General features: G+C 48.4%; 20 protein-coding genes. 14 read left to right on the top strand and 6 right to left on the bottom strand.

The window, feature by feature from the left end; genetic code table 11:
- The first annotated feature begins 54 nt into the window (after positions 1 to 54).
- The 4 genes from NST07_RS12535 to NST07_RS12550 all read left to right on the top strand — a co-directional run bounded on the left by NST07_RS12535 (position 55) and on the right by NST07_RS12550 (position 5,250).
- Positions 55 to 1,803, top strand: a complete 1,749-nt coding sequence (locus NST07_RS12535) for a family 43 glycosylhydrolase (RefSeq protein WP_342481676.1) — start codon at positions 55 to 57, stop codon at positions 1,801 to 1,803.
- Positions 1,804 to 1,851: 48 nt separating this feature from the next.
- Positions 1,852 to 2,838: a glycoside hydrolase family 43 protein gene (locus tag NST07_RS12540; protein WP_342481677.1), complete on the top strand. Its 987-nt coding sequence runs from the start codon at positions 1,852 to 1,854 to the stop codon at positions 2,836 to 2,838.
- A 73-nt stretch (positions 2,839 to 2,911) separates the two neighbouring features.
- Positions 2,912 to 4,444 carry a carboxylesterase family protein gene (locus NST07_RS12545; protein WP_342481678.1) on the top strand — a complete coding sequence of 511 codons (1,533 nt, stop codon included), beginning with the start codon at positions 2,912 to 2,914 and terminating at the stop codon, positions 4,442 to 4,444.
- Positions 4,445 to 4,461: 17 nt separating this feature from the next.
- Positions 4,462 to 5,250, top strand: coding sequence for an alpha/beta hydrolase-fold protein (locus NST07_RS12550; protein ID WP_342481679.1), 789 nt, complete (start codon positions 4,462 to 4,464; stop codon positions 5,248 to 5,250).
- A gap of 138 nt (positions 5,251 to 5,388) precedes the next feature.
- On the opposite strand, the gene NST07_RS12555 is transcribed toward NST07_RS12550, so the two are convergent.
- From NST07_RS12555 to NST07_RS12565, 3 genes are read right to left on the bottom strand one after another with little or no spacing between them, the layout of a single operon-like run.
- Positions 5,389 to 7,179 carry an extracellular solute-binding protein gene (locus NST07_RS12555; RefSeq protein WP_342481680.1) on the bottom strand — a complete coding sequence of 597 codons (1,791 nt, stop codon included), beginning with the start codon at positions 7,177 to 7,179 and terminating at the stop codon, positions 5,389 to 5,391.
- Between the two features lie 41 nt (positions 7,180 to 7,220).
- A complete protein-coding gene (locus NST07_RS12560) occupies positions 7,221 to 8,183 on the bottom strand; it encodes a carbohydrate ABC transporter permease (protein WP_342481681.1) in 963 nt (320 codons plus the stop codon).
- Entirely contained in the window at positions 8,180 to 9,079 is a 900-nt protein-coding gene (locus NST07_RS12565) for an ABC transporter permease subunit (protein ID WP_342481682.1), read from the bottom strand. The genes NST07_RS12560 and NST07_RS12565 overlap by 4 nt, the downstream gene beginning before the upstream one ends.
- Before the next feature lie 571 nt (positions 9,080 to 9,650).
- Between NST07_RS12565 and NST07_RS12570 the strand changes: the two genes are divergently transcribed.
- Both NST07_RS12570 and NST07_RS12575 read left to right on the top strand, forming a co-directional pair.
- On the top strand, positions 9,651 to 10,730 hold the full coding sequence (locus tag NST07_RS12570) for an AI-2E family transporter (RefSeq protein WP_341378218.1): 1,080 nt from the start codon (positions 9,651 to 9,653) through the stop codon (positions 10,728 to 10,730).
- A 27-nt stretch (positions 10,731 to 10,757) separates the two neighbouring features.
- The gene (locus NST07_RS12575; RefSeq protein WP_342481683.1) at positions 10,758 to 11,102 is read left to right on the top strand and encodes an Asp23/Gls24 family envelope stress response protein; all 345 of its coding nucleotides are present in this window, start codon (positions 10,758 to 10,760) and stop codon (positions 11,100 to 11,102) included.
- Positions 11,103 to 11,178: 76 nt separating this feature from the next.
- Here the strand turns inward: NST07_RS12575 and NST07_RS12580 are convergent, their stop codons facing one another.
- Positions 11,179 to 12,594 carry a HAMP domain-containing sensor histidine kinase gene (locus tag NST07_RS12580; RefSeq protein WP_341378220.1) on the bottom strand — a complete coding sequence of 472 codons (1,416 nt, stop codon included), beginning with the start codon at positions 12,592 to 12,594 and terminating at the stop codon, positions 11,179 to 11,181.
- Positions 12,575 to 13,285 carry a response regulator transcription factor gene (locus NST07_RS12585; RefSeq protein ID WP_341097635.1) on the bottom strand — a complete coding sequence of 237 codons (711 nt, stop codon included), beginning with the start codon at positions 13,283 to 13,285 and terminating at the stop codon, positions 12,575 to 12,577. The genes NST07_RS12580 and NST07_RS12585 overlap by 20 nt, the downstream gene beginning before the upstream one ends.
- 321 nt (positions 13,286 to 13,606) lie before the next feature.
- On the opposite strand from NST07_RS12585, the gene NST07_RS12590 reads away from it, so the two are divergent.
- The 6 genes from NST07_RS12590 to mnhG are packed head-to-tail and all read left to right on the top strand — an operon-like array spanning position 13,607 to position 19,413.
- Complete coding sequence (locus NST07_RS12590) at positions 13,607 to 16,474, top strand: Na+/H+ antiporter subunit A (RefSeq protein ID WP_342481684.1); 2,868 nt, start codon at positions 13,607 to 13,609, stop codon at positions 16,472 to 16,474.
- Complete coding sequence (locus NST07_RS12595; RefSeq protein WP_081966165.1) at positions 16,462 to 16,797, top strand: Na(+)/H(+) antiporter subunit C; 336 nt, start codon at positions 16,462 to 16,464, stop codon at positions 16,795 to 16,797. Before NST07_RS12590 ends, NST07_RS12595 begins: the two co-directional genes overlap by 13 nt.
- A complete protein-coding gene (locus NST07_RS12600) occupies positions 16,794 to 18,269 on the top strand; it encodes a Na+/H+ antiporter subunit D (protein WP_341092106.1) in 1,476 nt (491 codons plus the stop codon). Before NST07_RS12595 ends, NST07_RS12600 begins: the two co-directional genes overlap by 4 nt.
- A 16-nt stretch (positions 18,270 to 18,285) precedes the next feature.
- Positions 18,286 to 18,762: a Na+/H+ antiporter subunit E gene (locus NST07_RS12605; protein WP_341092107.1), complete on the top strand. Its 477-nt coding sequence runs from the start codon at positions 18,286 to 18,288 to the stop codon at positions 18,760 to 18,762.
- Positions 18,762 to 19,055 (top strand): Na(+)/H(+) antiporter subunit F1, encoded by a 294-nt coding sequence (locus NST07_RS12610; protein ID WP_340899068.1) that lies wholly within the window; start codon positions 18,762 to 18,764, stop codon positions 19,053 to 19,055. The genes NST07_RS12605 and NST07_RS12610 overlap by 1 nt, the downstream gene beginning before the upstream one ends.
- Entirely contained in the window at positions 19,045 to 19,413 is a 369-nt protein-coding gene (mnhG, locus tag NST07_RS12615; RefSeq protein WP_341092110.1) for a monovalent cation/H(+) antiporter subunit G, read from the top strand. The genes NST07_RS12610 and mnhG overlap by 11 nt, the downstream gene beginning before the upstream one ends.
- A gap of 79 nt (positions 19,414 to 19,492) precedes the next feature.
- On the opposite strand, the gene NST07_RS12620 is transcribed toward mnhG, so the two are convergent.
- The gene (locus tag NST07_RS12620; protein ID WP_341092112.1) at positions 19,493 to 20,293 is read right to left on the bottom strand and encodes a YheC/YheD family protein; all 801 of its coding nucleotides are present in this window, start codon (positions 20,291 to 20,293) and stop codon (positions 19,493 to 19,495) included.
- A gap of 165 nt (positions 20,294 to 20,458) precedes the next feature.
- On the opposite strand from NST07_RS12620, the gene sbnA reads away from it, so the two are divergent.
- Together sbnA and NST07_RS12630 are read left to right on the top strand one after the other, a co-directional pair.
- Positions 20,459 to 22,663 (top strand): 2,3-diaminopropionate biosynthesis protein SbnA, encoded by a 2,205-nt coding sequence (gene sbnA, locus NST07_RS12625; RefSeq protein ID WP_342481685.1) that lies wholly within the window; start codon positions 20,459 to 20,461, stop codon positions 22,661 to 22,663.
- A 20-nt stretch (positions 22,664 to 22,683) separates the two neighbouring features.
- Positions 22,684 to 23,655: a 2,3-diaminopropionate biosynthesis protein SbnB gene (locus NST07_RS12630; RefSeq protein ID WP_342481686.1), complete on the top strand. Its 972-nt coding sequence runs from the start codon at positions 22,684 to 22,686 to the stop codon at positions 23,653 to 23,655.
- Positions 23,656 to 23,750 lie beyond the last annotated feature (95 nt).

Below are 23,750 nucleotides of genomic sequence, written 5' to 3' on the forward strand. Positions count from 1 at the left end.
CAAAACGAAGAGCGGAATTATATCCTTTGCTATACTCGATTACCGCAGGAGGACATGGTATACGCTCCAAAACTGGCGCACAGCATGCATTTAGCTTACAGCAATGACGGGCTTTTTTTTCAGGAATTGAACCATAATTCGGGCGTTTTATTTACCAAGGGGACAGAGAATGAGGATGGTACACTTCGGGCCAAGAGCTTGAAGAATCCGTATCTGTTCCACACCTCTGAGGGGAATTTCGGGGTGATCGCCGTTCGTACTGAGGCAGAAGGCGAAGCCGATGCCCAGAGCAAGGGAAAAGTGTTGCTGTTCTCTTCCGGTGATTTGCTGCAGTACAGCGAGGTTGGACTGCTGGAGCTTAAGGCCGATACCTTTGTAAGCGATGTTTCCTGCAAGTACGATTCCGACCGGAAGGGCTACCTTATCCGCTGGATCGACGAGCTGGGGAACGGTTATCAGAATTTTATAACCAATATTATGAGCTTGAAGGATATCTCGGCACCGGAAGCGGCGCAGCCTTTTACTCTGGATACAGTGCTTGCCGATATTGAGGGGATTCTGCCGCGCAACTACATTCCTGTAGCCAAGGAAGTAGCCCGCAGGCTCTACTGTAAGCTTACGGTTCCGACCAACATTGCAATTAAAGTCCCGGACCGCGTGACAGTTGCATCGGAAGAGGACGTGAAGGCCATCCGGGCCACGGCGCTGTACAGCGACGGCACCAAATCGCTGAAAAGGGTGAATTGGAGTACGGACGAAATCGAATGGGACAAGGCGGGAACCTTCAGAATTTCCGGTGAAGTCCATCAGGATCATTACCCGTTTCCAATTGCGTTCGACCGTGCGGACCCTTGCATTGCAAAATGGAAAGGGAAGTATTATTTCATTGCGACCAACGACGCGGACCAAAATCACACGCTGTATATGCGGGAAGCCGATACCATCCCCGGTCTGGTAGAAGCCGAGGAAGCATTGATTCTGGATTCAAAGACGTATGAGCAGATTGGCGGGCTGCTGTGGGCGCCGGAATTTCATATCATTCAGGATGAGCTATATCTCTTTCATGCGGCAACACCGGGGGAACTTCTATATGAGGAGTCGCATGTAATGAAACTGCGGGCAGGCGGGAATCCGATGTGCGCTGCCGATTGGTCGATGCCCCGGCGTGTAGTGAAGAAAGACGGTACGAATTTGTGCGAAGCAGGGAAGACCATTTCCCTCGATATGACCGTAATTCAATGGAATGGAGAGCATTACGCCGCATGGTCAGAGCGCCAGTTCGTGCCTGTCGATCTTGGAGCTTGGATCTATATTGCTACAATCGACCCGCAGGAGCCGTGGAAGCTGACCAGTGATCCGTTGCTTTTGACAAAACCTGATTATGGCTGGGCCAATAATCACACCTTTGTGGATGAAGGGCCCTTCGCCCTCTATACTGATGATAAATTATTTTTGACCTTTGCCAGCGCAGCGGTGGATGCAACTTATGTTGTGGGGCTTTTAACTGCAGACAAGGGTGCAAATTTACTGGATATCTGCAGCTGGACCAAGGGGAACTATCCACTGCTGACTTCAAGAAACGTGCCGGGGGAATATGGACCGGGCCACAATTCCTATGTGACAGACGAGGAAGGAGTCATTTGGAACGCGTACCACGCAAGACCGGGAATTGACGGACCGAGAAGCTCCGGCTTGCGCCGCGTGCATTTTGACATTGACGGTGTTCCGGTCCTGGATCTGACAGAGGATAAAGATCTGAACCAGGAGCTGAAAAAGGTATCTATAGAAGTAACCGTGAGATAAACCGCCCCGTTTCCAATCAAATATACAATTTAAAAAAGGAGATGCAACATGAAATCAATTCCAAAGCCTAACCAACCTCTCGTCACCCATATCTATACCGCAGACCCGTCCGCGCATGTGTTTGAAGGTGAAATTTATATCTATCCTTCCCACGATCTCGATCATGATGGACCGAGCAATGACAACGGGGATCAATATGCAATGGAAGACTATCATATTTTCTCGATGGAGAATCTGGCTTCACCGGTGGTGGATCATGGGGAGGCGCTTCATCTGAGGGACATTCCCTGGGCCTCGAAGCAGTTGTGGGCACCGGATGCGGCTTACAAAAATAATACCTATTATTTATTTTTTCCGGCCCGTGACAAGGAAGGCATTTTCCGTATTGGCGTAGCGACTTCTCCTTCTCCGGCAGGTCCGTTTCAGGCACGGCCCGATTATATTCCAGGGAGCTACAGCATAGACCCTGCCGTCTTTGTCGATGAAGACAACCAGGCCTATATGTATTTCGGCGGTCTTTGGGGAGGACAGTTGGAGAAATGGCAGACTGGAGAATTTAATCCTGAGCAAGAAGGGCCTGCCTGGGACAAGCCTGCGATCGGGCCGCGTGTGGCGGTGCTGACTGAAGATATGCTCGCATTTGAGGAGCAGCCGCAGGAAATTTCCATTGTGGACGTGGAAGGAAAGCCTATTCTTGCCGGCGATGAGGACCGGAGGTATTTCGAAGGGCCATGGGTCCATAAATATAACGGGCTGTACTATCTGTCTTACTCAACAGGCACAACGCATACGCTGGTATATGCCGTCAGTGAGCAGCCTATGGGCCCGTTCACCTTCAAGGGAGAAATTCTGTCGCCTGTGATCGGCTGGACCACGCATCACTCCATTGTACAGTTTGAAGAGAAATGGTATCTGTTCTACCATGACTGCTCGCTGTCTGACGGCGTCAACCATAAGCGGTGTGTCAAATATACAGAGCTGAAGTACAATCCGGACGGCACCATTCAACCCCTCAATCCGTACCCTTCCAATTAAGCAGAGGGAGTACTTCCTCTGCTGATCGAATAAACAAAGAAGTAAGCGCTTATATTCAGAGAGGAGCAAAGGTATGTTAAGAATAGTGCGTGTGGAAAATGGTATTGTTCAAGGACTGCCGGCGGCTGATCCGCGTATAACCAGCTTCAAGGGAATTCCGTTTGCCGCCCCGCCTGTGGGGGAGAACCGCTGGCGTGCTCCCCAGCCTGTGCCACACTGGGAAGGTGAATTGAAAGCGTTTGAATTTGCCCCCATTTCGCTGCAGGCCCCGACCGTCATAGATGTGAATAATATTTATACCCGCGAATGGTCGGTCGATCCGGATCTTCCGATGGATGAGGACTGCCTTTACCTGAATGTCTGGACACCGGCCGTCTGCGCCGATGAGAAGCTTCCCGTCTTTGTATGGTATTTTGGCGGAGGACTTCAGGTCGGCCATACGGCCGAAATGGAGTTTGACGGCGAACGCATTGCCCGCCGGGGGATTGTTGTAGTGACCGTGAATTACCGCCTGAACGCGTTTGGCTTTTTGAGCCATCCCGAGATTACCGCGGAATCCCCCGAGGCTCCGGCGAATTTCGGACATCTGGATCAGCAGGCGGGTACGCAGTGGGTGAAATGCAATATCGCTGCTTTTGGCGGAGACCCTGTCCAAATCACAATCGGGGGACAATCGGCCGGAGGCGGAAGTGTGCTGAGCCAACTGACTTCACCGCAGAATGAAGGGTTGTTTCAGCGGGCCGTGATTATGAGCGGGATCTTTACTCCGCTGTACCCGAACAACCCGGTGCCTCCGGTGGAGCGAACCCTCAGGCAGGCTGAAGAGGAGGGGACTGCCTTCTTTGAATTTATGGGGGTGTCGACTCTGGAAGAGGCCCGCAAGCTGGATGCCCTCTATATCCGCGATAAAATGCTGGAGTACGGCAGCTTCTGGGGAACGGTCATGGACCAGTTGTACTGTCCGGGCAACCCGTATAACCTTTTTCTGCAGGGGCAGCACCATAAGGTGCCGGTTATGCTGGGAAATACCTCTTCCGAATTTTTCGCTGTTCCGGATGCCGGTAGCGTGGATGAATTCAGAGCCCTGGCTGTTGAAATGTTCGGCGGGGAAGCGGAAGCGTACCTTAAGCTCTGCGCCGCTGATTCAGGAAAGCTGGAGGAAATGATCCAAAAGGCTTCTGTGAGCAATATTGAATATGCGGTTCGTGTTGCAGCTAAGGCCAACAGCGATTCCGGCAGCGGCGTCCCGATGTATTATTACACATTTGACGCCGGAATTCCGGGCTGGGATGATCCGGGAACCTTCCATTCAGTAGATCTGTGGTTCCACTTCGAAACGCTGGCCAAATGCTGGCGGCCTTTTGTGGGCAAGCATTATGATCTTGCCCGCCAGATGTGCAATTATCTAGCCTATTTCATTGGCACAGGCAATCCGAACGGCAAAGATTCCACCGGCGAGGAGCTGCCTCTATGGAAACCGTATACGCCTGATGCACCTTACGGCATGTTTTTTGCGGACAAGGCAGAATTTGTGGAGGAGCCTCCGGGTGAGGTGATGCAGTTTCTGGTCGAGCAATTTTTCAAGCGGCAATTCATTCATAGATAAGAGAGGTATGAGCGGGAATGAACGAAAGCAATCCGAATTATAAGATGCAGACGGCACCGACCGGATATGACAAGGAGAGGGAGGGTATTGCCCGGGGAATGATCGAGACTATAGAATATCCCTCATCAACGGTAGGCAACACCCGGAAAGCATTGGTGTATACGCCGCCCGGCTATTCCGCCGGGCAGGAATACAGCGTCTTGTATCTGCTGCACGGGATTGGGGGGGACGAGATGGAATGGTACAATCACGGCAAGCCTCAGATCATCCTGGATAATCTGTATGCCGATCAAATGCTGAAGCCGATGGTCGTCGTGCTTCCCAACGGCCGGGCGATGCTGAATGACCGGGCGGAAGGAGATGTTTTTGCACCGGACAAGGTGCAAGCGTTCAAAACATTTGAATCAGATTTGCTTCATGATCTCATCCCTTATATTGAAGGGAATTATTCGGTCCTGACAGACCGGATGCACCGTGCCATTGCCGGATTATCCATGGGCGGAGGGCAATCTCTGAATATCGGTCTGAATAATCTGGACCAGTTCGCCTGGATCGGGGCATTCTCCCCGGCTCCCAATACGCAGCTGCCCGAGCTGCTGGTGCCGGAACCGCTGAAGACTGCAGAATTGCTCAGCCTGCTCTGGCTATCCTGTGGTGATCTGGACAGTCTTAAGAATGTCAGCGACCGGACGCATGCCTATTTATCGCAGCATTCCGTGCCGCATATCTGGGTGGAAGAACACGGCGACCACGATTGGCCGGTCTGGAAGAACGGCTTGTATCAGTTCTCCAAGCTTATTTTTTAGCTGACCGCTCAAGGATAACCGTTGCTTCAGCCTAGCACGACAAAATGGGGACGTTCCCGGCAGACCATAATGTCTGCGAAGAACGTCCCTCATCTTTGATTAGAGCAGGATATACGCTTACGCCTGGTGGATCAGTATTTAATTATTGGCTATCGCATCGGCACGCATTTTAACGATTTTTTCTGCTCTTTCCGTATCTACGGTAAATACATCCTTCCAACCGAGACCGACCACATCGCTCTTCAGCTTGTTCCATAACTGATCGAATTCTGCTTGATCCTTGGCGAATATCATTTTCCAGGATGTGTTCTTCACATAATCCGAAATCTGACTGCGTTTATTTTTGATGTCCGACGAGTCCGACCCGAGACTTGTATTAATGTTCGGCACGATATCGATCATATTGTTTTTCTGATAGTACTCTGTCGGGGTGGTTGCATTATAAGCCTTCTGCCATTCCGTAGTTAGAACCGTCTTGTTCGCTTCTATGGTTGAGCTCCAATAAGTGCTGTTATAGAATTCATTCGTTTCCGGATCTACTACAAAGTCACTCATAATCATAGTATTGAGCTTGCTCTGACCGTCCTGATATCCTCCACCTCCGTATTCTTCAGGAACGGGGGTGTTTTCTTGGAAAGCAGTTTGCCCTATTTCAGTCAGCTTATACTTGCCATCTGCTGTTTTTTCATAATTGAAGCCTTCGAATCCGTTGGTGTAGTAGCGCAGACCTTCAGGTGAGGCCAGCCAATCCATAAATTCAATGATCCTTTCAGGATTTTTCGCTTTAGATCCGATAGCAAATACTCTTCCGTTCCCGAAGTAGGCATCGCTGTTCTGGATAATATGAGTATCGGCAATCGGAATGGCCACATTGCCGTCGCCTTTATTGCCTCTATCAATGGTGTTGTAGAAGCCTCTTTGCCAGGAGTACCATAAGAGAAGTACCTGTTTATTGGTCAGCTTTTCAGAGACTTTATTCCAATCCTGGGACGGCGAGTCAGGGTCAACGAGTCCCATCTGATTGGCGTTATAATAGAATTGTAGGATTTTTTTGTACATACTATTGTCGTCAACGAGCGGAACGATATCGCCCTTTGCATTCAACTGAATAGTTGAGGTTCCGTTTGGCTGATCATAACCGTACCAGTTGCTTAACCAGCGGACGTTCTCCATACTTCCGTTGTCCCAGTCCTTCCACAGGGTAATCGGAACGATTGGTTTCCCATCTGGTGTCTTGGGATATTTCTCCTGCATCTGCTTCAGGGCATTCATCAAATCATTGAGGTTGTTCAGCTTGGGAGAGCCTATCCCCTTGTAATAATCCCAAGGCATGATCGGACTGGAGTAAGGGATTTCTTCCGAGAAGGTTGTTGGGGAAGTGTCCGATACAAAAGTCGGCAGCGCATAAATTTTGCCATCCGGATTGATGCTTTCGAATGCAGTATTGAAAGGCTTGAAGTGATTGTCTGCATATTTGGACAGGTACTCTGTATTCTTGATCTTGTCCGTGAGATCCATAATCATACCCGCTGGAATCAATTCCTCCAACTGGCTGTTTTCAATAATAAGGAGGTCTCCCAAATCTCCCGATGCCGACCTTGTCTTGTACAGCTGATCGCCGGCAACCTGCGGAGACAGAATATTTAAAGTGATGTTGAATTTATCCTTAATCAGCTTTCCGTACCATCCGGTCTGCTCTCCCTGGTAATTTGCCGAATTGTTGAACAGGGTAATGGTCAAAGGTTTGCTGTGATCGATTCCTGTACCCGGATCGGATGACTCGGTTGCCGTACCCGGATCAGGTGACCCCGTTGCTGCACCCGAATTGTTGCAATTGTCGCTGCAACCGCTTAGTGCAGTTGTTACCAGAAGCAAAGTGGTGCCAAGCAACAGTAATGATTTTCTTGCCAACTTATTTTTTTTATTCATTTACAGCCTCCCGAATATTTAATTTATCATAATGGTGCAGCTTAACCTTTGACGGCACCAATTATAATTCCTTTGACAAAGAATCTTTGGAAAACCGGATAAACCAGCAGGATTGGTGCGACAACGATAATGGTAACAGTCATACGAATGGAGGTGGAGGTTTGCTTGGTGGCCAGACTTGCCATGGCCGTTGATCCGGCATTCTGCAAATTGACCATGGTGGACAAAGAGCTCGCCTGATTGATGTAGTTATACAGAATAAACTGCAAACTGTACAATTTGCTGTCCGTAACCAGAAGCAGCGTATCCTGAAAGGAATTCCACTGGTTGACTGCCGAGAATATGGCGACTGTCGCGAGTATCGGCTTACTGATTGGCAAGATAACCTTGTAGAAGATCGTGAAGATTCCGGCACCGTCAATGCTGGCCGCCTGCTGCAGCTCCTTAGGCGTAGCTTCCACGAATGTTTTCACAAGGATAATGAAAAACGGAGCAACAATGGACGGAAGAATGTACGCCAGGAAGTTGTCGGTCAGATGCAAGGATCTCATGGTCAAATACCAAGGGATAATGCCGGCATTGAAGAACATTGTAATAATGGTAAAGCGGTACCAGAATTTTTTCCCCCACATATCCTCCTGGGCAAACATGAATCCCAAAAAGGCAGAGGCCCCGACCGTCAAAATCGTGCCGATTACCGTTCTACCCAAGGAAATGACAAATGCATTCCACAGCCCCGGTATTTTAAACACGTCTACATAGTTCTGGAAATGAATCCCCTTCGGCCAAAACACAATCTCGCCTTTGGCGCTGAGATTGTTGGCGCTGATGGTATTGATAATGATCGAGTAGAACGGATACACACAAATAAAGGCAAATAGCGAGAATAGTATATAGATTGTGGCCGAAATCATTTTGTCGGTTGTACTGACCTGCATTTTAATTTTGGGGGAGAAGTTATTTTCTTTGGCATTCGGCGCCAGTCCTGTCTGGTTGTCACTCATACGATGCCCTCTCCTCTTAACAATTTGGATAGACCGTTTACGGAAAAAAGAAGCACCACGCTAATCAGGCTTTTCAGCATACTGATAGCGACAGAAACGGAATAGCTGCCGCCCCCCATGGCCAGGTTGTATACATATAAATCCAATACCTGGATGGTGTCTTTATTGAATGCATTCTGGAAAACAAAATATTGCTCCAACCCATTGTTCAGGAAGCTGGCAATTTGGAGCATCAGCAAGACAAAATAAGTCGGCAGCATACTTGGCAAAACTATATGCCGGATGACTTGCATTCTTGTCGCACCGTCTACATAAGCCGCTTCGTAAAGGGACTCATCAATGCTCATAATCGCTGCTATATACAATATGGCCGACCAACCCAATGTCTTCCAGGTAGCCCATACCCACATCGTAATCCAGACATGCTCCGAGTTCTGAAGAAAGAGTACTGGAGAGTCAACAAGTCCCATCTGGTGCAAAAAGCCATTAACTACGCCTTCACTGGAGAACATGGAAAATGCCAGGGAGTATACGAGTACCCAACTGATAAAGTTTGGCAGGGTGGTTACAGTCTGGATGAATTTGCGGAAACGCACGGCTTTGATCTCGGTCAGGAAGATGGCAAAAATCATGGGCACCCAAGAGAAAAGGATGCTCAGCCCGCTAATGCCGAAGGTGTTTTTGATGACCTGAAGCAATTGATCGACCTTCACCTGGTTCTCGACCAAGGAATGAAACCATTTAAAGCCGACAAACGGCGACTGTGACAGTGGAATAGGCGGCGTATAGTCAAAGAATGCATACACCCATCCATAGAGCGGGTAGTACGCAAAGACAGCAAGTAAAACCATAAAGGGCGAAATATAAAGGAATTTTCGTATAGAGTTGCTTCTCATGCTGTGGCTGCGCATCGCTTCACTCCCCTTTGTCTATTTGTATAAATGAAGCTTTCAGCAGGGTTGCTAACCCCTTGTACATATTGGCCGGTATGCCATCCCCTTCCACAAAAATCAAATTTCAACTTGTGCGATGGGTTTTACTGAACGTTATTTCCTAACTCCTCTTTATTGATAACGCTTTCATATCTATGAAACTATAATAAATTATCGTTTGTCTTCAAACAATGACCGATCCTCACCAGTTATTGATCTATTATTACATGAAACCTTTATTACATGAAACCTTGATGGAATTACAGTTACACTTCATTTTTACAGATATTTGTATAATTATAAATTATTGATGCAATTCCGAACGGCTGCGTTGTTCAGAAAAGGAGGGCAATGTAATATTATGATGTAACTGCTCATCTACGTATTGCTTAATCGTACTGACGATCGAACAGGAGGAGGCAACATTCCTTTCCGCAAGAATAATATTTATCTAATCTTTAGGTTCAGTTTAGAGTGTATAAAGATTGGAACGCTATATTAATACAAATAAGCTGGATAGAGCAGGAGATGGCAGATGAAAAATGTTAATAAATTTCTTACCATAGGTAAAGCAATACTGCTGGTCCTTGCAATCATTTATGTGGGTTCTTTAGTGGATTTTATTTTTAAACCCTTTAAGGCGCTGACGGGTGTGATCCTCATCCCGATGCTGTTAGCCGTTTTTTTCTACTATATCTTGCGGCCTTTAATTCCTCTGCTGGAAAAGTGGAAAGTGAAGCGAACACCGGCGATCCTTCTGATTTACCTTTTCTTGTTTATCATTGTTATGGCATTCTTTGGGGGTGTCTGGCCTCCCTTGAAATCGCAACTGATCAATCTGGTGCAAAATGCGCCCCATCTTTTCAATTTATTAAACGATAAAATTGTGGAGTTGGAGAAGACAGGGGTTTTCTCGAAAATTTTCCCCGAAGATTTTAGCCTGCTCTCCCAATTAAATGAATATTTAAACAAAGGATTCACATTATTAACCAGTTATGTCACAGGGCTATTTTCAGCGGTCTCCAACTTAGCGATTATCCTGTTTACCTTTCCAATTTTGTTGTTCTATATGCTTAAGGAGGGCGACAAATTCGGGAAAATCATCGTAAGAGCTGTTCCGAAACGTTTTCGCGGGAAAACCAGTACAATTACAAAAGAAATCGATGCCGCGCTCAGCAGTTATATCGTTAGCAGAGTTATCGTTAATCTGGCGCTGGGTGTCCTGATGTATCTCGGATTCCTTTTGATCGGATTACCTTATGCTCTTGTATTGACACTGATTGCCGTCATCATGAACTTTATTCCTTATTTTGGGGCCATCATCTCATCTGTTCCTATTGTGATTGTAGGTCTGGTTGAGTCTCCTGCTGTGGGATTGTGGGCTTTGGTTATTATTCTGGTGGCACAGCAGGTTCAGGATAACATCATTTCACCGTTGGTCTTTGGCAAAAGCCTTGATATTCATCCCATCACCACAACAGTTCTTGTGCTGGGAGTGGGGAATTTCTTTGGATTCATTGGCATGCTGATCATTATTCCAGTGTATATGGTCATCAAAATTTTATCTAAGCATACGTATCATTTGTTCTTTAAAGAAAAGTGGGAGGGACTATAGTTCGTATAAATCGAAGGAGGCGATGGGATGAATAACTTAATTAACGGAAACAAAGGCAACATTACAATCTCAAACCGGGCCATATTGAAGATTGCCGGCAAGGCGATTCAGGAAGCGGAAGAAGTGAAGGCGCTTATGGAAGGCAAAACCAAACGCAAAAACAGAGATGACTTCTATAAAGCTATTGACCTCGAGATAAACGGGGGAGAGCTGGCGGTTCACATCTTTCCGATTTTTGTGTTAGGCACTCCCCTTCACCAGCTCGCGCAGCTTTTGCAGCAAAAAATTAAGAGCAGCCTTGAAATACTGACTGGATTAAAAGTGTCGCAAGTGAATGTGACCGTGGTCGGTATTATACCGGAGCCAAATTGATTTTTTCAATAAAACAGCGGCAGTCGAGGACATTCTTCTATCGTCCTGCACTGCCGCTATTTCTTTTGGCGCTAGACTATTTTTGTAAAGTGATCTTAAAAACGGTTGATTCCTTCCCGGGGTTGGCCAGTTCCAACGTTCCGCCCATTCTTTCCGTATTTTTCAGGGCTATAGCCAAGCCTAAGCCGGTTCCTCCAGATGCCGTTCTGGCCTCATCTCCCCGCACAAAGGGATCGAAAAGGGTGGATCTGAGTTCTTGAGGAATCCCCGCACCGTTATCGGCAATTTCAATGACCATTCGGGTGGCTTGGGGAATGAGCTCAATCCGAAGAGTCGTTCCGGGCGGATTATAAGTCAGAGCATTGGTGATCAGATTATAGACCACTCGTGACAGCAGTTCAGGATCAAAGAGCGCATAAACATCCTGATCGGGTACTTGGAACTGAAGCGTAAACCGCTTTTGTTCGATTTCTCCATACGAATCGGCGATAATTTCCCGCAGGAAGTCGCCAAGCTCGTGATGCCCCATTTTCAACAGAAAATCCGGCGAATCTGTTTTGAGCAGTTCCATCATATTTTGAATTAATTTAGTGACTTGGGAGGACTTATTGTGAATATATGACAGATATTTTCGCTGTCTTTCCACATCCTCCACGCGGCCCTCATACAGGGCTTGCGCATAACCCTGAATGCTGGTGACCGGGGTCTTCAGATCATGAGAGAGGTCCATCATCATCCGCTGCTTGCTTTCTTCCGCCAGCCGCGTAGCCTTGGTAGTTTTCTCAATCATATCTGCCATGTAGTTGAACGTTTCAGCCATTTGCTCGAATTCCTGCTCGGCATGGACAGAGATCCTGGTGCTGTAATTGCCTTGAATCATTTCCTTTAATCCTTCATTAATGGTTTTGAGCGGTTTCAGAATCCGCCGGGCTACAGAATAGCTGTAAACAACAACCAGCACCAGAAGCACCATCGCTCCAATCAAAATATAGAAGGTAACCGATTGGTTAAAATAGGACATAAACGGGTAGCTGTTAATGGAGATGTCAATGCGGTCCCGTGGGATTTTCAGCAGCAGCCAGTCTGTCGAACCAGGGCCCGGGTAGCGGGACAATGAATAGTAATAATCCTGACTTCGATCATTCTCAAGCAGCTTATACAATTGTTCCTCTGAGTAGCTAATCATCTGATCCTGTTTATTTCCGATCACTTCTTTGATGAGCTTGCTTCCGTCCAAGATTTCAAGCCAGCCCCGGCTGCGCAGCAATTTCCCGGTTTCCGGTCCGGATTTGGGATTATTCAAATATTGGCTTGCCGTGACCTTTAAATCCGGATCTGCAAGTTGATAATCCTTTAGTTTTTGCGTCACATCGAGCTGTATAAACAAATAAGCGCCAAGCGAAATGACAAGAACAATGACAAGAAACCGTAAAAAATCAAAGGCAAGCGACGTTTGCAGCGGCCGTTGGTTTCTAGTTTTCCACAGGCGCATTAATTTTGTACCCCAATCCCCGGATGGTTTTCAGGTACTCAGGTTTCTTGGAGTCCAGCTCAATTTTCTCGCGGATGTTGCTGATATGTACCATGATACTGTTATCCTCATACATGTAGAAATCTTCCCAGACGGCTTCATAAATTCGCTTACGTGTGAACACCCGCCCCGGTTCCTCCATCATCAGCTTAAGAATTTTATATTCAGTGGAGGTCAACACAACCGGTTCCCCTGAGACATACAGAACACACTCGCTCAGATCTAGTGTCAGTGCTCCAAGTACAATTTTCTCAACCGCCGGCTCCTTGTCCACAGGGGAGACATCAAAATGATGGACTCTCCTCAGCAAAGCATTGACACGGGCAACAACCTCCAGCGGATTAAAGGGCTTAGAGATATAATCATCCGCTCCTAGCTCCAGACCGAGAATTTTGTCATGATGCTGGCTTTTGGCCGATAAGAACAGGACGGGGAAATGATACGCCCGGCGAATACTCTTAAGCAGCTGTAATCCATCCATCCCCGGCATCATAATATCGAGGATAGCTAAATCAATGGTATGCTCTCCAATGATCTGTAAAGCGTCCATACCGTTGGTAGCCTTCAAAATATGGTAGTCCTTTTCAAGGTAAAGCTGCAGCAATTCGACGATTTCGAGTTCGTCATCAGCGATCAGTATCGTAAATATAATAAATCACCCCTACTCAATATAACTCTCTAACCTTTACTCATTCTAAACCAAACCTAAAGATTGGATAAATATTTATGGATTATTGTTTTTATCTTTTTTCATTCGTTCGAACGGGGCTTTACAGTTTCTTGCGCTGACTGTATAATTATCAGTAATTGTATACGGAATCAAACGGAGGAGCCTGCCAAAAGCGGGCTCTTTTCGTGTTTTTTACTGGGAAAATAAGTTAATTATCAATACCTGAGAATTGTAAAGAATGAATGGATACAACCGCAATAGCAGAAAACTAGAGAATGAATAAAAGAGGAGGAGTGCTGGACCGTGCTGCATCTTGTAATTTTACTTCCATTTTTGCTTGCTGCATTTATTCCGCTTACTAAATATTTGCCGCGTTTTCATGTGGGCTGGATTGTTCTGCCCTTGCCTGCAGCGCTATTTCTCTACTTCCTGACAAGAATCCCAAGTATTCAAGCAGGATCAAATCTAATGACAAGCTTCTCCTGGATGCCTTCACTTGGAGTCGATATTACACTTTACCTTGATGGACTCAGCCTGTTGTTTGTTTTGCTGATTACCGGAATGGGCGCTCTGGTGGTACTCTATTCCATTTATTATCTGAGTAAGCACAGCGAAGGGATTCGCCAATTCTACGTGTACCTGCTGATGTTTATGGGGGCGATGCTGGGTGTTGTGCTGTCAGATAATCTGATGGTTCTATACGGATTCTGGGAGCTCACGAGTATTTCTTCATTCCTGCTGATTGCTTTCTGGCACCGCCGGGAAAGATCGCGTTACGGTGCGATGAAGTCAATGCTCATTACGGTGTTTGGCGGTCTGGGTATGTTTGCCGGATTTAATCTGTTATACGTCATGACTGGAACTTATAGTATCCGGGAAATTGTAGCTGTAGCCGGATCTTTGCCGGGCCAGTCCATGTTTATCCCGGCGATGCTGCTAATCCTGCTGGGAGCGTTCACGAAATCCGCCCAATTTCCATTTCATATCTGGCTGCCTGATGCGATGGAAGCACCGACACCGGTCAGCGCCTATCTTCATTCGGCTACGATGGTTAAGGCGGGAATCTATTTGGTTGCACGGCTCACCCCTATTTTTGCAGGTCAATCCGGGTGGTTCTGGCTGGTTTCGCTCACAGGAATGGTCACACTGATCTATGGGGCATTTAAAGCGATTAAGCAAAGCGATCTCAAAGGCTTACTTGCGTACTCTACCATCAGCCAGCTTGGTCTGATTATGTCTCTGCTGGGACTTGGTTCGGCGGCTTCCTTTTTTGCCGGGAAGGAAGAAGCTGTTTTCTATACTATGGCTACTACAGCGGCCCTCTTTCATCTCCTGAATCATGCTGTTTTTAAAGGCAGCTTGTTTATGGTTGTCGGAATTATTGACCATGAAACGGGTACCCGGGATCTCCGCAAGCTGGGCGGGCTGATGTCGCTCATGCCCATTACTTTCTCGGTCGCATTGATCGGCGCATTCTCCATGGCAGGCTTGCCGCCGTTCAGCGGGTTCCTCAGTAAAGAAATGTTCTTTACCGCTATGCTGAATATCCGTGAGTTCGACATACTGAATACTGGCTCTTGGATGGGGATTTTTCCGGTAACCGCCTGGCTTGCCAGTGTGTTTACCTTTGTGTACAGTATGATTCTCGTCTTTAAGACCTTTGGGGGTAAACTTCAGAAGGCTAAACTGGATAAAATGCCGCATGAAGCGCCGCTTGGACTTCTGCTGTCACCAGTGATGCTGGTCTCCCTTGCTGTAGTCTTTGCTTTCTTTCCTGAGCTTGTTTCTAATTCGCTGATTGAGCCGGCCATGGCGTCGATCCATAACGGGGGATTGGCGCCTGAAAATACGTTCGAGGTCTCGATTCATTTCTGGCATGGCTGGACACCGGAGATATTTATGACCATAGGTGTTATCGCTGCCGGTATGCTGTTATACCGAAGCTACAGCCGGTTACGGGTCTTGGACCGTAAGCCAAGCGGACGGAAAACGCTCAACCATCTCTATGATGGGAGCCTTCAATTGTTGGAGCGGGGCTCAAAACGCCTAACTAATGCCTATATGACCGGCTCCAACCGTCATTATTTGCTGTATATTTTCAGCTTCTTTATTATCGCGTTGCTCGCCGCTCTAATTGGACAACCGGGTATCAGCTTCGGCATGGAGCATTATGCGCCACTGTCCATTTATGAGACAGCTGTAATAGCTGTTATGCTGCTTGCGGCATTCGCGGTGCCGTTTGCCAAATCACGGGTCAGTGCGATTTTATTCACTGGCTGTGTCGGCTATATGGTAACACTATTGTTCGTCATCTTCCGGGCGCCTGATCTCGCGCTTACGCAAATGATGATAGAGACAGTGTCGGTCATTCTCTTCCTTCTCTGCTTCAGATATCTTCCGAAGCTGAAGAAGGAGAAGGAGCGCCTGCGGTTTAAGCTGCCGAACTTGATTATCGCCCTTGGTGTGGGTATCACCACAACTTTAATTGCTTTGGCGGCGATGGGGAGCAGTCCCTTTGAACCGATTTCCGAGTATTTTCTGAAGGAAAGCTACCATTTAGCCGGCGGTAAAAATGTAGTCAACGTCATTCTGGTGGATTTCCGCGGCTTTGATACCTTGTTTGAAATTATGGTGCTCGGTATCGCCTCAATGGCCATCTATGGCTTGATTCATTTAAGAATGGAACCCGGTCAGACTGAAGCCGGAAAAGTCCATTCTGGAAACTCAGCCTTACGGCTGCGGAGTAATGATGTGATCCTGCAGACCATGTCCAAGGGAATTGTCCTCATTATACTTACGTTCTCCTTGTATTTGTTCTTTGCGGGCCACAACCATCCGGGGGGAGGCTTTATTGGAGCGCTGATGACTTCCGCCGCGCTTGTTCTGATGGCTGTCGCTTTTGGCATGGATACGGTCCGTAAGGTTCTTCCGGTGAACTACCGCCTGATTACGGGAGCCGGATTGCTGATCGCGATTGTTACGGCATCAGGTTCTTTCATATTTAATGCACCGTTTCTGAGTCATGCCTTTGGTCATTTTCAATTGCCTATACTCGGGGATACAGAGCTTGCGACTGCGGTTCTGTTTGACCTGGGCGTGTATTTGGCCGTAGTGGGTGTAACCATGAACATCATATTATCAATCGGGGGGGATAAACAATGGAACTCATAATGGCGGTGGCTGTAGGGATTTTATTTACAATTGGTGTCTATCTGATTCTGTCCAAAAGTCTGCTGCGCATTGTGCTGGGAACTTCCCTGCTGACACATGGCGTCCATCTGCTGCTCCTCACAATGGCCGGACTCAAAAAAGGCGCTGCACCTGTGCTGGGAGACAATGCGGAGACTTATGTCGATCCCCTGCCGCAGGCGCTGATCTTAACCTCCATTGTGATCAGCTTTGGAGTTACTGCGTTCTATTTTGTTCTGGCCTACCGTTCCTACCAGACACTGGGTACGGATGAAATCGACAGTATCAAGGAGGAGAAGGAATGAGCAATCTGTTGGTGCTGCCGATTCTGATCCCCCTATGTACAGCGGTGATCCTGATCTTCCTGAAAGAAAGAATCCGGCTCCAGCGCTGGATTAGCTCCGCCAGCGGATTACTGAATATCGTCATTGCTGCTGTTCTGGTCTCACGCGTTCACGATCAGGGTATACAAACCCTGCAGATGGGGGGATGGTCCCCGCCTTACGGCATTGTGTTCGTTGGCGATATGTTGGCTTCATTGCTGCTGCTGACGGCTTCGTTGGCCAGCTTTGCCATATTGCTCTACTCCTTCCGCAGTATAGGTGAGGAGCGGGAGCGCTTTTACTACTATACCTTCTTTCATTTCTTGCTCGTAGGGGTATACGGTTCCTTCCTTACAGGGGACATCTTTAATCTGTTCGTCTTCTTCGAGGTGATGCTCATTTCTTCCTACGCGCTTATTTCTATTGGCGGGACGAAGCTCCAGCTCCGGGAGACGTCCAAATATTTGTTGATAAACATCGTATCCTCCACACTGTTCGTGGCGGCGGTAGCTTATCTCTATGCAGCAGTGGGCACGCTCAACATGGCCCATTTGTCCCAGCGTATTGCTGAAGCGGGGCAAGGCGGTGTACTTAATGTAATAGCCATTTTGTTTCTGATTGTATTTTCTTTAAAGGCCGGACTCTTTCTGTTTTATTGGCTGCCTGGGTCGTATAGTGCACCTCCGGCGGCGGTCAGAGCTTTGTTTGGCGCACTGTTGACTAAAGTGGGCTTGTATGCAATTATTCGCACATTTACCCTCCTGTTTGTAAACGATCCGGGCTTTACCCAGCCTTGGATAGCCTGGATGGCGGCGGCTACAATGATTCTGGGCGGATTGGGAGCTGTGGCCTATCAGGACATTCCCCGTATTCTTAATTACAATGTCATCATCAGCGTTGGTTTTGTCGCTTTTGGCCTGGCAGTTGGGACACCTGATTCTCTGAACGGGGCGGTATTCTATTTGCTCCATGATATGCTGGCGAAAGCACTGATGTTTATTCTCGGAGGAATGATCATCTCTGCCGCAGGAACGGAACACTTGAAGAACATGGGGGGGATGATCAGAAAGTACCCCTTGCTCGGCTGGATGTTTTTTATACTGGCGCTTGCGCTTGTGGGAATTCCTCCGCTCAGCGGTTTTGCCGGCAAGGTTCTGATCATTCGCGGAGGGTTGGATAACGGCATGTTGACCTTGTCTCTGATTGGTCTGGCGTCAAGCTTTCTTGTACTGTATTCCTTGATGAAGGTGTTCAGACTGGCATTTTGGGGAAATGAACCGGAGACAGAATTGCCAAAGGTCAACTTAAAAAGCGCTTCGGCCGTTGCTGCCGGACTGCTTGTTCTTGTTATTGCAATGGGTATTGGGGCGGAGTGGGTATACACCTATGTATCGCAGGCCGGAGATATCTTAGTCTCACCCGGGCTTTATATTGAAGCTGTAATGAAGCTGTAATGAAGGAGTAGAGGAGATGGCTTTGCAAATACTATTCAACCTGATGATTGCTTTCATGTGGATGCTGCTGAATAACAACAGTTCGGGCTCAAGCTTTATCGTGGGGTATGTGCTTGGAATATTCATTCTGCTGATCCTGCGGAAGTCATGGACACAGCCCTTCTATCTCAAACGAGTATGGGCAATGCTGAAGCTGCTGCTGATATTTATCCGCGAGCTGGTGGTGTCGAGCTTTGTGGTGATTGGTCATATCGTTCGTCCAAAGCTGGCTATACGTCCCGGTATTTTTGCTTATGAGACCACCTTAACGTCCGCGTGGGAAATCACTTTATTATCCTGTTTGATTTGCCTGACACCGGGAACACTGACACTTGATGTTTCGGGAGATGGAAAGATCCTGTACATCCATGCCATTGATATTGAAGATGCACAGCTGCTTACCGAGCAGATCAGAGGCACTTTTGAGCAAGCCATTATGGAGGTGACCCGCTGATGAGTCTGACTTTGTTAACCGCAGCGCTGATTATATTATCGGTGGCTATGCTGGCCTGTCTGTACCGTCTGCTTAAAGGACCGACCCGTTCTGACCGGGTTGCCGCGCTGGATACGATAGGCATCCATGTGCTGGCTATGATTGCGGTAGTCTCTATGCTGCTGGATACACAGGATTTTCTTGAGATTATTCTGGTGATCGGCATTCTTACTTTTATAGGAACGACGGCGCTGGCCAGATATATTGAACGGGGCATTGTATTTGAAGAGGGAGGTGACAGGCATGACCGGTGAGTTGTTCAGTTCGATTCTGGTGCTGCTAGGCGCCGTATTCTGCGGTCTGAGCGCATTCGGTTTGGTCCGGCTGCCCGATGTGTACCTGCGTTCACATGCCGCTACCAAAAGCGCAACACTTGGGGTGCTCTGTGTGCTGAGCGGAGCGTTTGTCTACTTCCTGTTTCACGATGGAACGGTCAGCTATAAGCTGCTGCTTGCTATCGTCTTTGTATTTATTACCTCTCCGGTAGCAGGCCATTTAAACGGCAGATCAGCCTACCGGTCAGGAGTCCCGCTATGGGAAGGCAGCATTCAGGATGACCTGAAGCCCTCCATGGAAGAGGATCAGGTGCAGTCTGTAGAACAAGACCGCTGACAGGAGCAGGCGAGCTGTGGAAGAGCAGCTCCACAATTCGCCGAATCCGGCTGTTTTGTTCCGCAGACAACCCCGCAGGTTACACCACACCCTGTTTAGATTTCATACACTTCAGATTATATGTGCGGCCGTAGGCGTTAGCGTATTTGACGATCCGTTTAATCATGCTTTTGTCCTTCAGCTTGGTAAACGGACAGGGATCGGGGGAAGTATTCACTTCCAGAATCCAGGGCTTGAGACGCCGGTCCAAGGCAATGTCCACGCCGATTTCCTGGAGGGCGGGAAAGGTTGTGCTTAGCTGCTTGGCGGACTTCACACCCATTTCCTTGAGGGCCGAGATCAATACTTTACGCTTCTCCAGGCTGGTGTAGGCATTCAACAATACTTCAACCGGATAAATCGTCCCCCCCTGGCTCCCGTTAGTAACAACCTTCCGGGGATGCGCTACGCGTCCTGCAACCCCTGTAGCTTCCCACCCACCCTTAAGATTTCGCTGCACCATCACCCGGATATCGAAGGGGCGGCCCTCATGAACCAAAAGCCGGATCCCTTTCTGCACTAAATAGGACTTCCCCTGGGTCTCCTTTAAGATTGCGCGATAAGCCGTGTCGTAATCCGGGAAGCTGCGTACATTCGTACCCGCCTGATAGCTGTATTGAATCCGCTCCTTCCGGGCGGTCTTTTCCATCCGCATCACACCTATCCCCAAGGAACCGCAGCATGGCTTAATGTAGACCATATTATATTTTTGCAGCATCTCATGAAGCGTGCTTTGATCCATTTTTCTCGTTACCGGGATGTATGTCCTTAATTCTCGGCTTCGCGCCATCACCTTTGTCTTCGTCAGCTTATTGGATATATGCCTTATTTGCTTCTTCATCTTGTCCCTCCGTCTCTATAGTTCCATAGGCTATATTACGGAAATGTTCAGTTTTTGACTGGGCATCTGCACAGCAATAGAACACACCCGGAGAATTCTACATAAGATTATTGCAGGTGTTTATCTAATGAGGCTGCAGCATGCGGCCAATAGGAGGCGGCGAAGATGCTGCTCGGCAATTTGCAGGATAAGGTTCTGGAAGTCACCGGGGTTTTTCCTTGGTACAAGCGGATGATCGGCGGGGAGAAGACGAGTTATAGCCTACAGAACCTTCCGCTTATGACGTCGGAGATTCTGGATACCCATTATTATACCCAAGATAGTGACCCTTCTCTGGCCGTATACCGGACGTCGGGCACAAGCACGGGCCGCCGAAAAGCGATATTCTACTCAGAGGAAGACGATAAAAACTACATTGATATCAAAACAAAGCTGTTCGGTGAGCTGCTTGCGGGAAGCGGCTGCACAAGAGCTTTGGCGGACATGGGTACCGGACATGCAGCGAACACGGCCCTGTCCATATTTGAGCGGCTGGGACTCGAAAAGAGTTCAATACCCTTTGATCTTCCCATCGAACAGCACATTGAACGGCTGCAAGCCTTTAAGCCTGAGCTGCTGTATACGATGCCTTCCATCCTTGACCATATCGTATATGCCGCCATAAATCCGCGCGACTTCGGCATCCGCAAGATCATTCTGGTCGGGGAAATCGCCACACTGGGATGGCAGCGGAATATGGCGCGCCTGTTCGGTCTTGATCCACGGGACATCGTCGATACTTATGGCTCCATTGAAATGGGCACAATTGCTTATTACTCTCATGAGCTAGGTAGGTACATCCTTGCCGACGGGATTTTTGCGGAAGGGCTCGGGACGGAGGCGTTAGGCGGGGATTTAAGGCCGCTGGGTAAAAATGAAAGTATTCTGGTTCTTACCTCAACTGTCCGCAAGATGATGCCAGCCATTCGTTTTGTTACCTATGATGTGGTAAGGGATTTCAGACCTGTGATGATAGGCGGTGTGGAAAAGCAGAGCTTTGCCTCAATCGTCAAACGGGTGGGCCGGGAACTGAAGCATGGAGAAAAAATTAGCCTGTACGATATCGAACAGGTTGTATACCGTCATATAGAAGATGCGATCATCCGGGTGAAGGTAAGGAACAATGCGCTGACCATTTATATCAAAAGTAAATCTGCAGTTAACTCCACGGCTCCGGCAATCAGGGAGGAAATCAGAGAGTGCATTCCGGAAATCGGCATGATGATTCGGAATCATCTGCTTGACGATATTGAAGTCTTTATAGTGGCCAATGGCGAGACGCTGGAGAGCGGGCAGGTAAAGAACAAAAAGCTATATTACCAGAAAGATAAAGACAGGGCAGAGATGAACTTGAGTGGCGGCATACTGTCGACCATCGGAAATACGCCCTTAATCAAGCTGAGCAACCTGTTCCAGAACAGCGGGTTTGAGGTCTACGCCAAAATGGAGCTGCTGAATCCGGGCGGAAGTGCGAAGGACCGTCCTGCCCTGCGGATGATCCAGGAGGCTTGGAAGGAAGGTAGAATAAGGCCTGGAACTGTCATTATTGAATCGAGTTCGGGGAATATGGCGATTAGCCTGGCAATGATTTGCAAATATTTGGGGCTGCGGTTTATCAGCGTTATCGACCCCCGGACAACCGAAACGAATATTCAGATCCTGAAGGCATTGGATGCAAAAATCGACTATGTCGCCGAACCAGACCCGGAAACAGGCGAGTTTCTCCCTGCCAGGCTCACACGCGTACAGCAGCTATTGGCAGAGATACCCGGCAGCTTTTGGCCGAATCAGTATGGAAACGCAAATAATTATCTGGCCCACTACCATACGACCATGAAAGAGATCGTGACCGAGCTTGGCCGGGTGGATTATTTATTTTGCAGTGTCAGTACATGCGGCACGATCAGGGGGCTGGCGGAATACGCAAGGGATCATGGGCTAAAGACCAGGATCGTGGCTGTCGACGCGGAGGGCAGCGTTATTTTTGGCGGAAATAAGGGCAGCCGGCGTTTTCCCGGACTGGGTGCCGGCATTGTGCCGCCTTTCTGCAGAAAAGACCTAATCGACCATATCGTGTATGTTTCGGACTGGGAGATCGTAAAAGGCTGCCGGGCGCTCTCGCAGAATGAATCGATCCTGGCCGGTGCATCCTCCGGAGGGATTATTGCCGCCGTCAAGCGTATGGAGCAAGAAATAACTCCGGGCTCCCTCTGCGCAGTCATTCTGCATGACAAGGGAGAACGTTACCTCGATACCGTATATTCGGACTCATGGATTCAGAACCAGTTCGGCCGGGAGCTCTCGTCTGAAGACGGAGATGTCCCTAACTAAATGCAAAAGGAGGGAGTGGTATGCTGTACTTAAACGACCAGGATATCCAGGCGATAGGCCTTGAGTGGCCTGACCTTGTGGAGTCCGCAGAATCTGCGGTGCGCATTCTTGATTCCGGTGATTACGCACAGCCAGTTAAGCCTTATCTAAGGTATAACCATCCTCAAAACCGGATTATTGCAATGCCCGCGTATGTAGGAGGAGACGTGAATGCGGCCGGGATCAAGTGGATTTCCAGCTTCCCGGATAATATCGGAGCCGGTCTTCCCCGCGCGCATAGCGTCATCATATTGAATGATCCCCATACAGGCCAGCCTTCAGCCGTTCTGAACTCGCCGCTGCCCAGCATCGTCAGGACTGCTTCCATCAGCGGGCTGATGATCCGTCACTTTATGCAGGCGCGGCCGCTGGAAGAGATTCAGCTCGGCATTATCGGCTGGGGGCCGATTGGGCAGCATCATTTTCAAATGGCAATGGCTCTGTACGGTGATCGAATAGAACGTATCCGCATCTTCGATCTAAGGGGAGCCGATCTGTCAGGAATTCCGCCCTGTTACAGGGACAGGATTGAAGTGGCAGAGACGTGGGCAGACGTCTATCTGAAGTCCAATATCTTCATCACCTGTACCGTATCCGATCACCGCTACATCGATCTTCCCCCTGCAAAAGGTTGTCTTCTGCTGAATGTTTCTCTGCGTGATTATAAGCCGGAGGCGGTAGCTTCGGTGAAAGCTGTCATTGTCGACGATTGGGATGAAGTGTGCCGCGAGAATACAGACATCGAGCGGCTCCATCTGGAACAGGGGCTGACCCGTACCGGCACCGGCACCCGTAAAATTAGCGACGTCGTCTGCCGAAGCAGCCTGACTGAATTCGCCGAAGATGAGCCGGTCTTCTTCTGCCCGATGGGGATGGCTGTCTTCGATATTGCAACAGCGGTATATTATGTGAAGAAGGCCAGGGAGAAAGGGATTGGGACCGAGCTTGAGTAAGGTGGGGGCAATTTCCTCTGCGCAAGGATCATGTAATACAGCTTATCACCGCTCGATACATGATGTGGTAGATCTAACACAAACAGCGCGAGCCA

It is taken from the genome of Paenibacillus sp. FSL L8-0340 (assembly GCF_038593145.1).
GTDB lineage: Bacteria > Bacillota > Bacilli > Paenibacillales > Paenibacillaceae > Paenibacillus_AQ.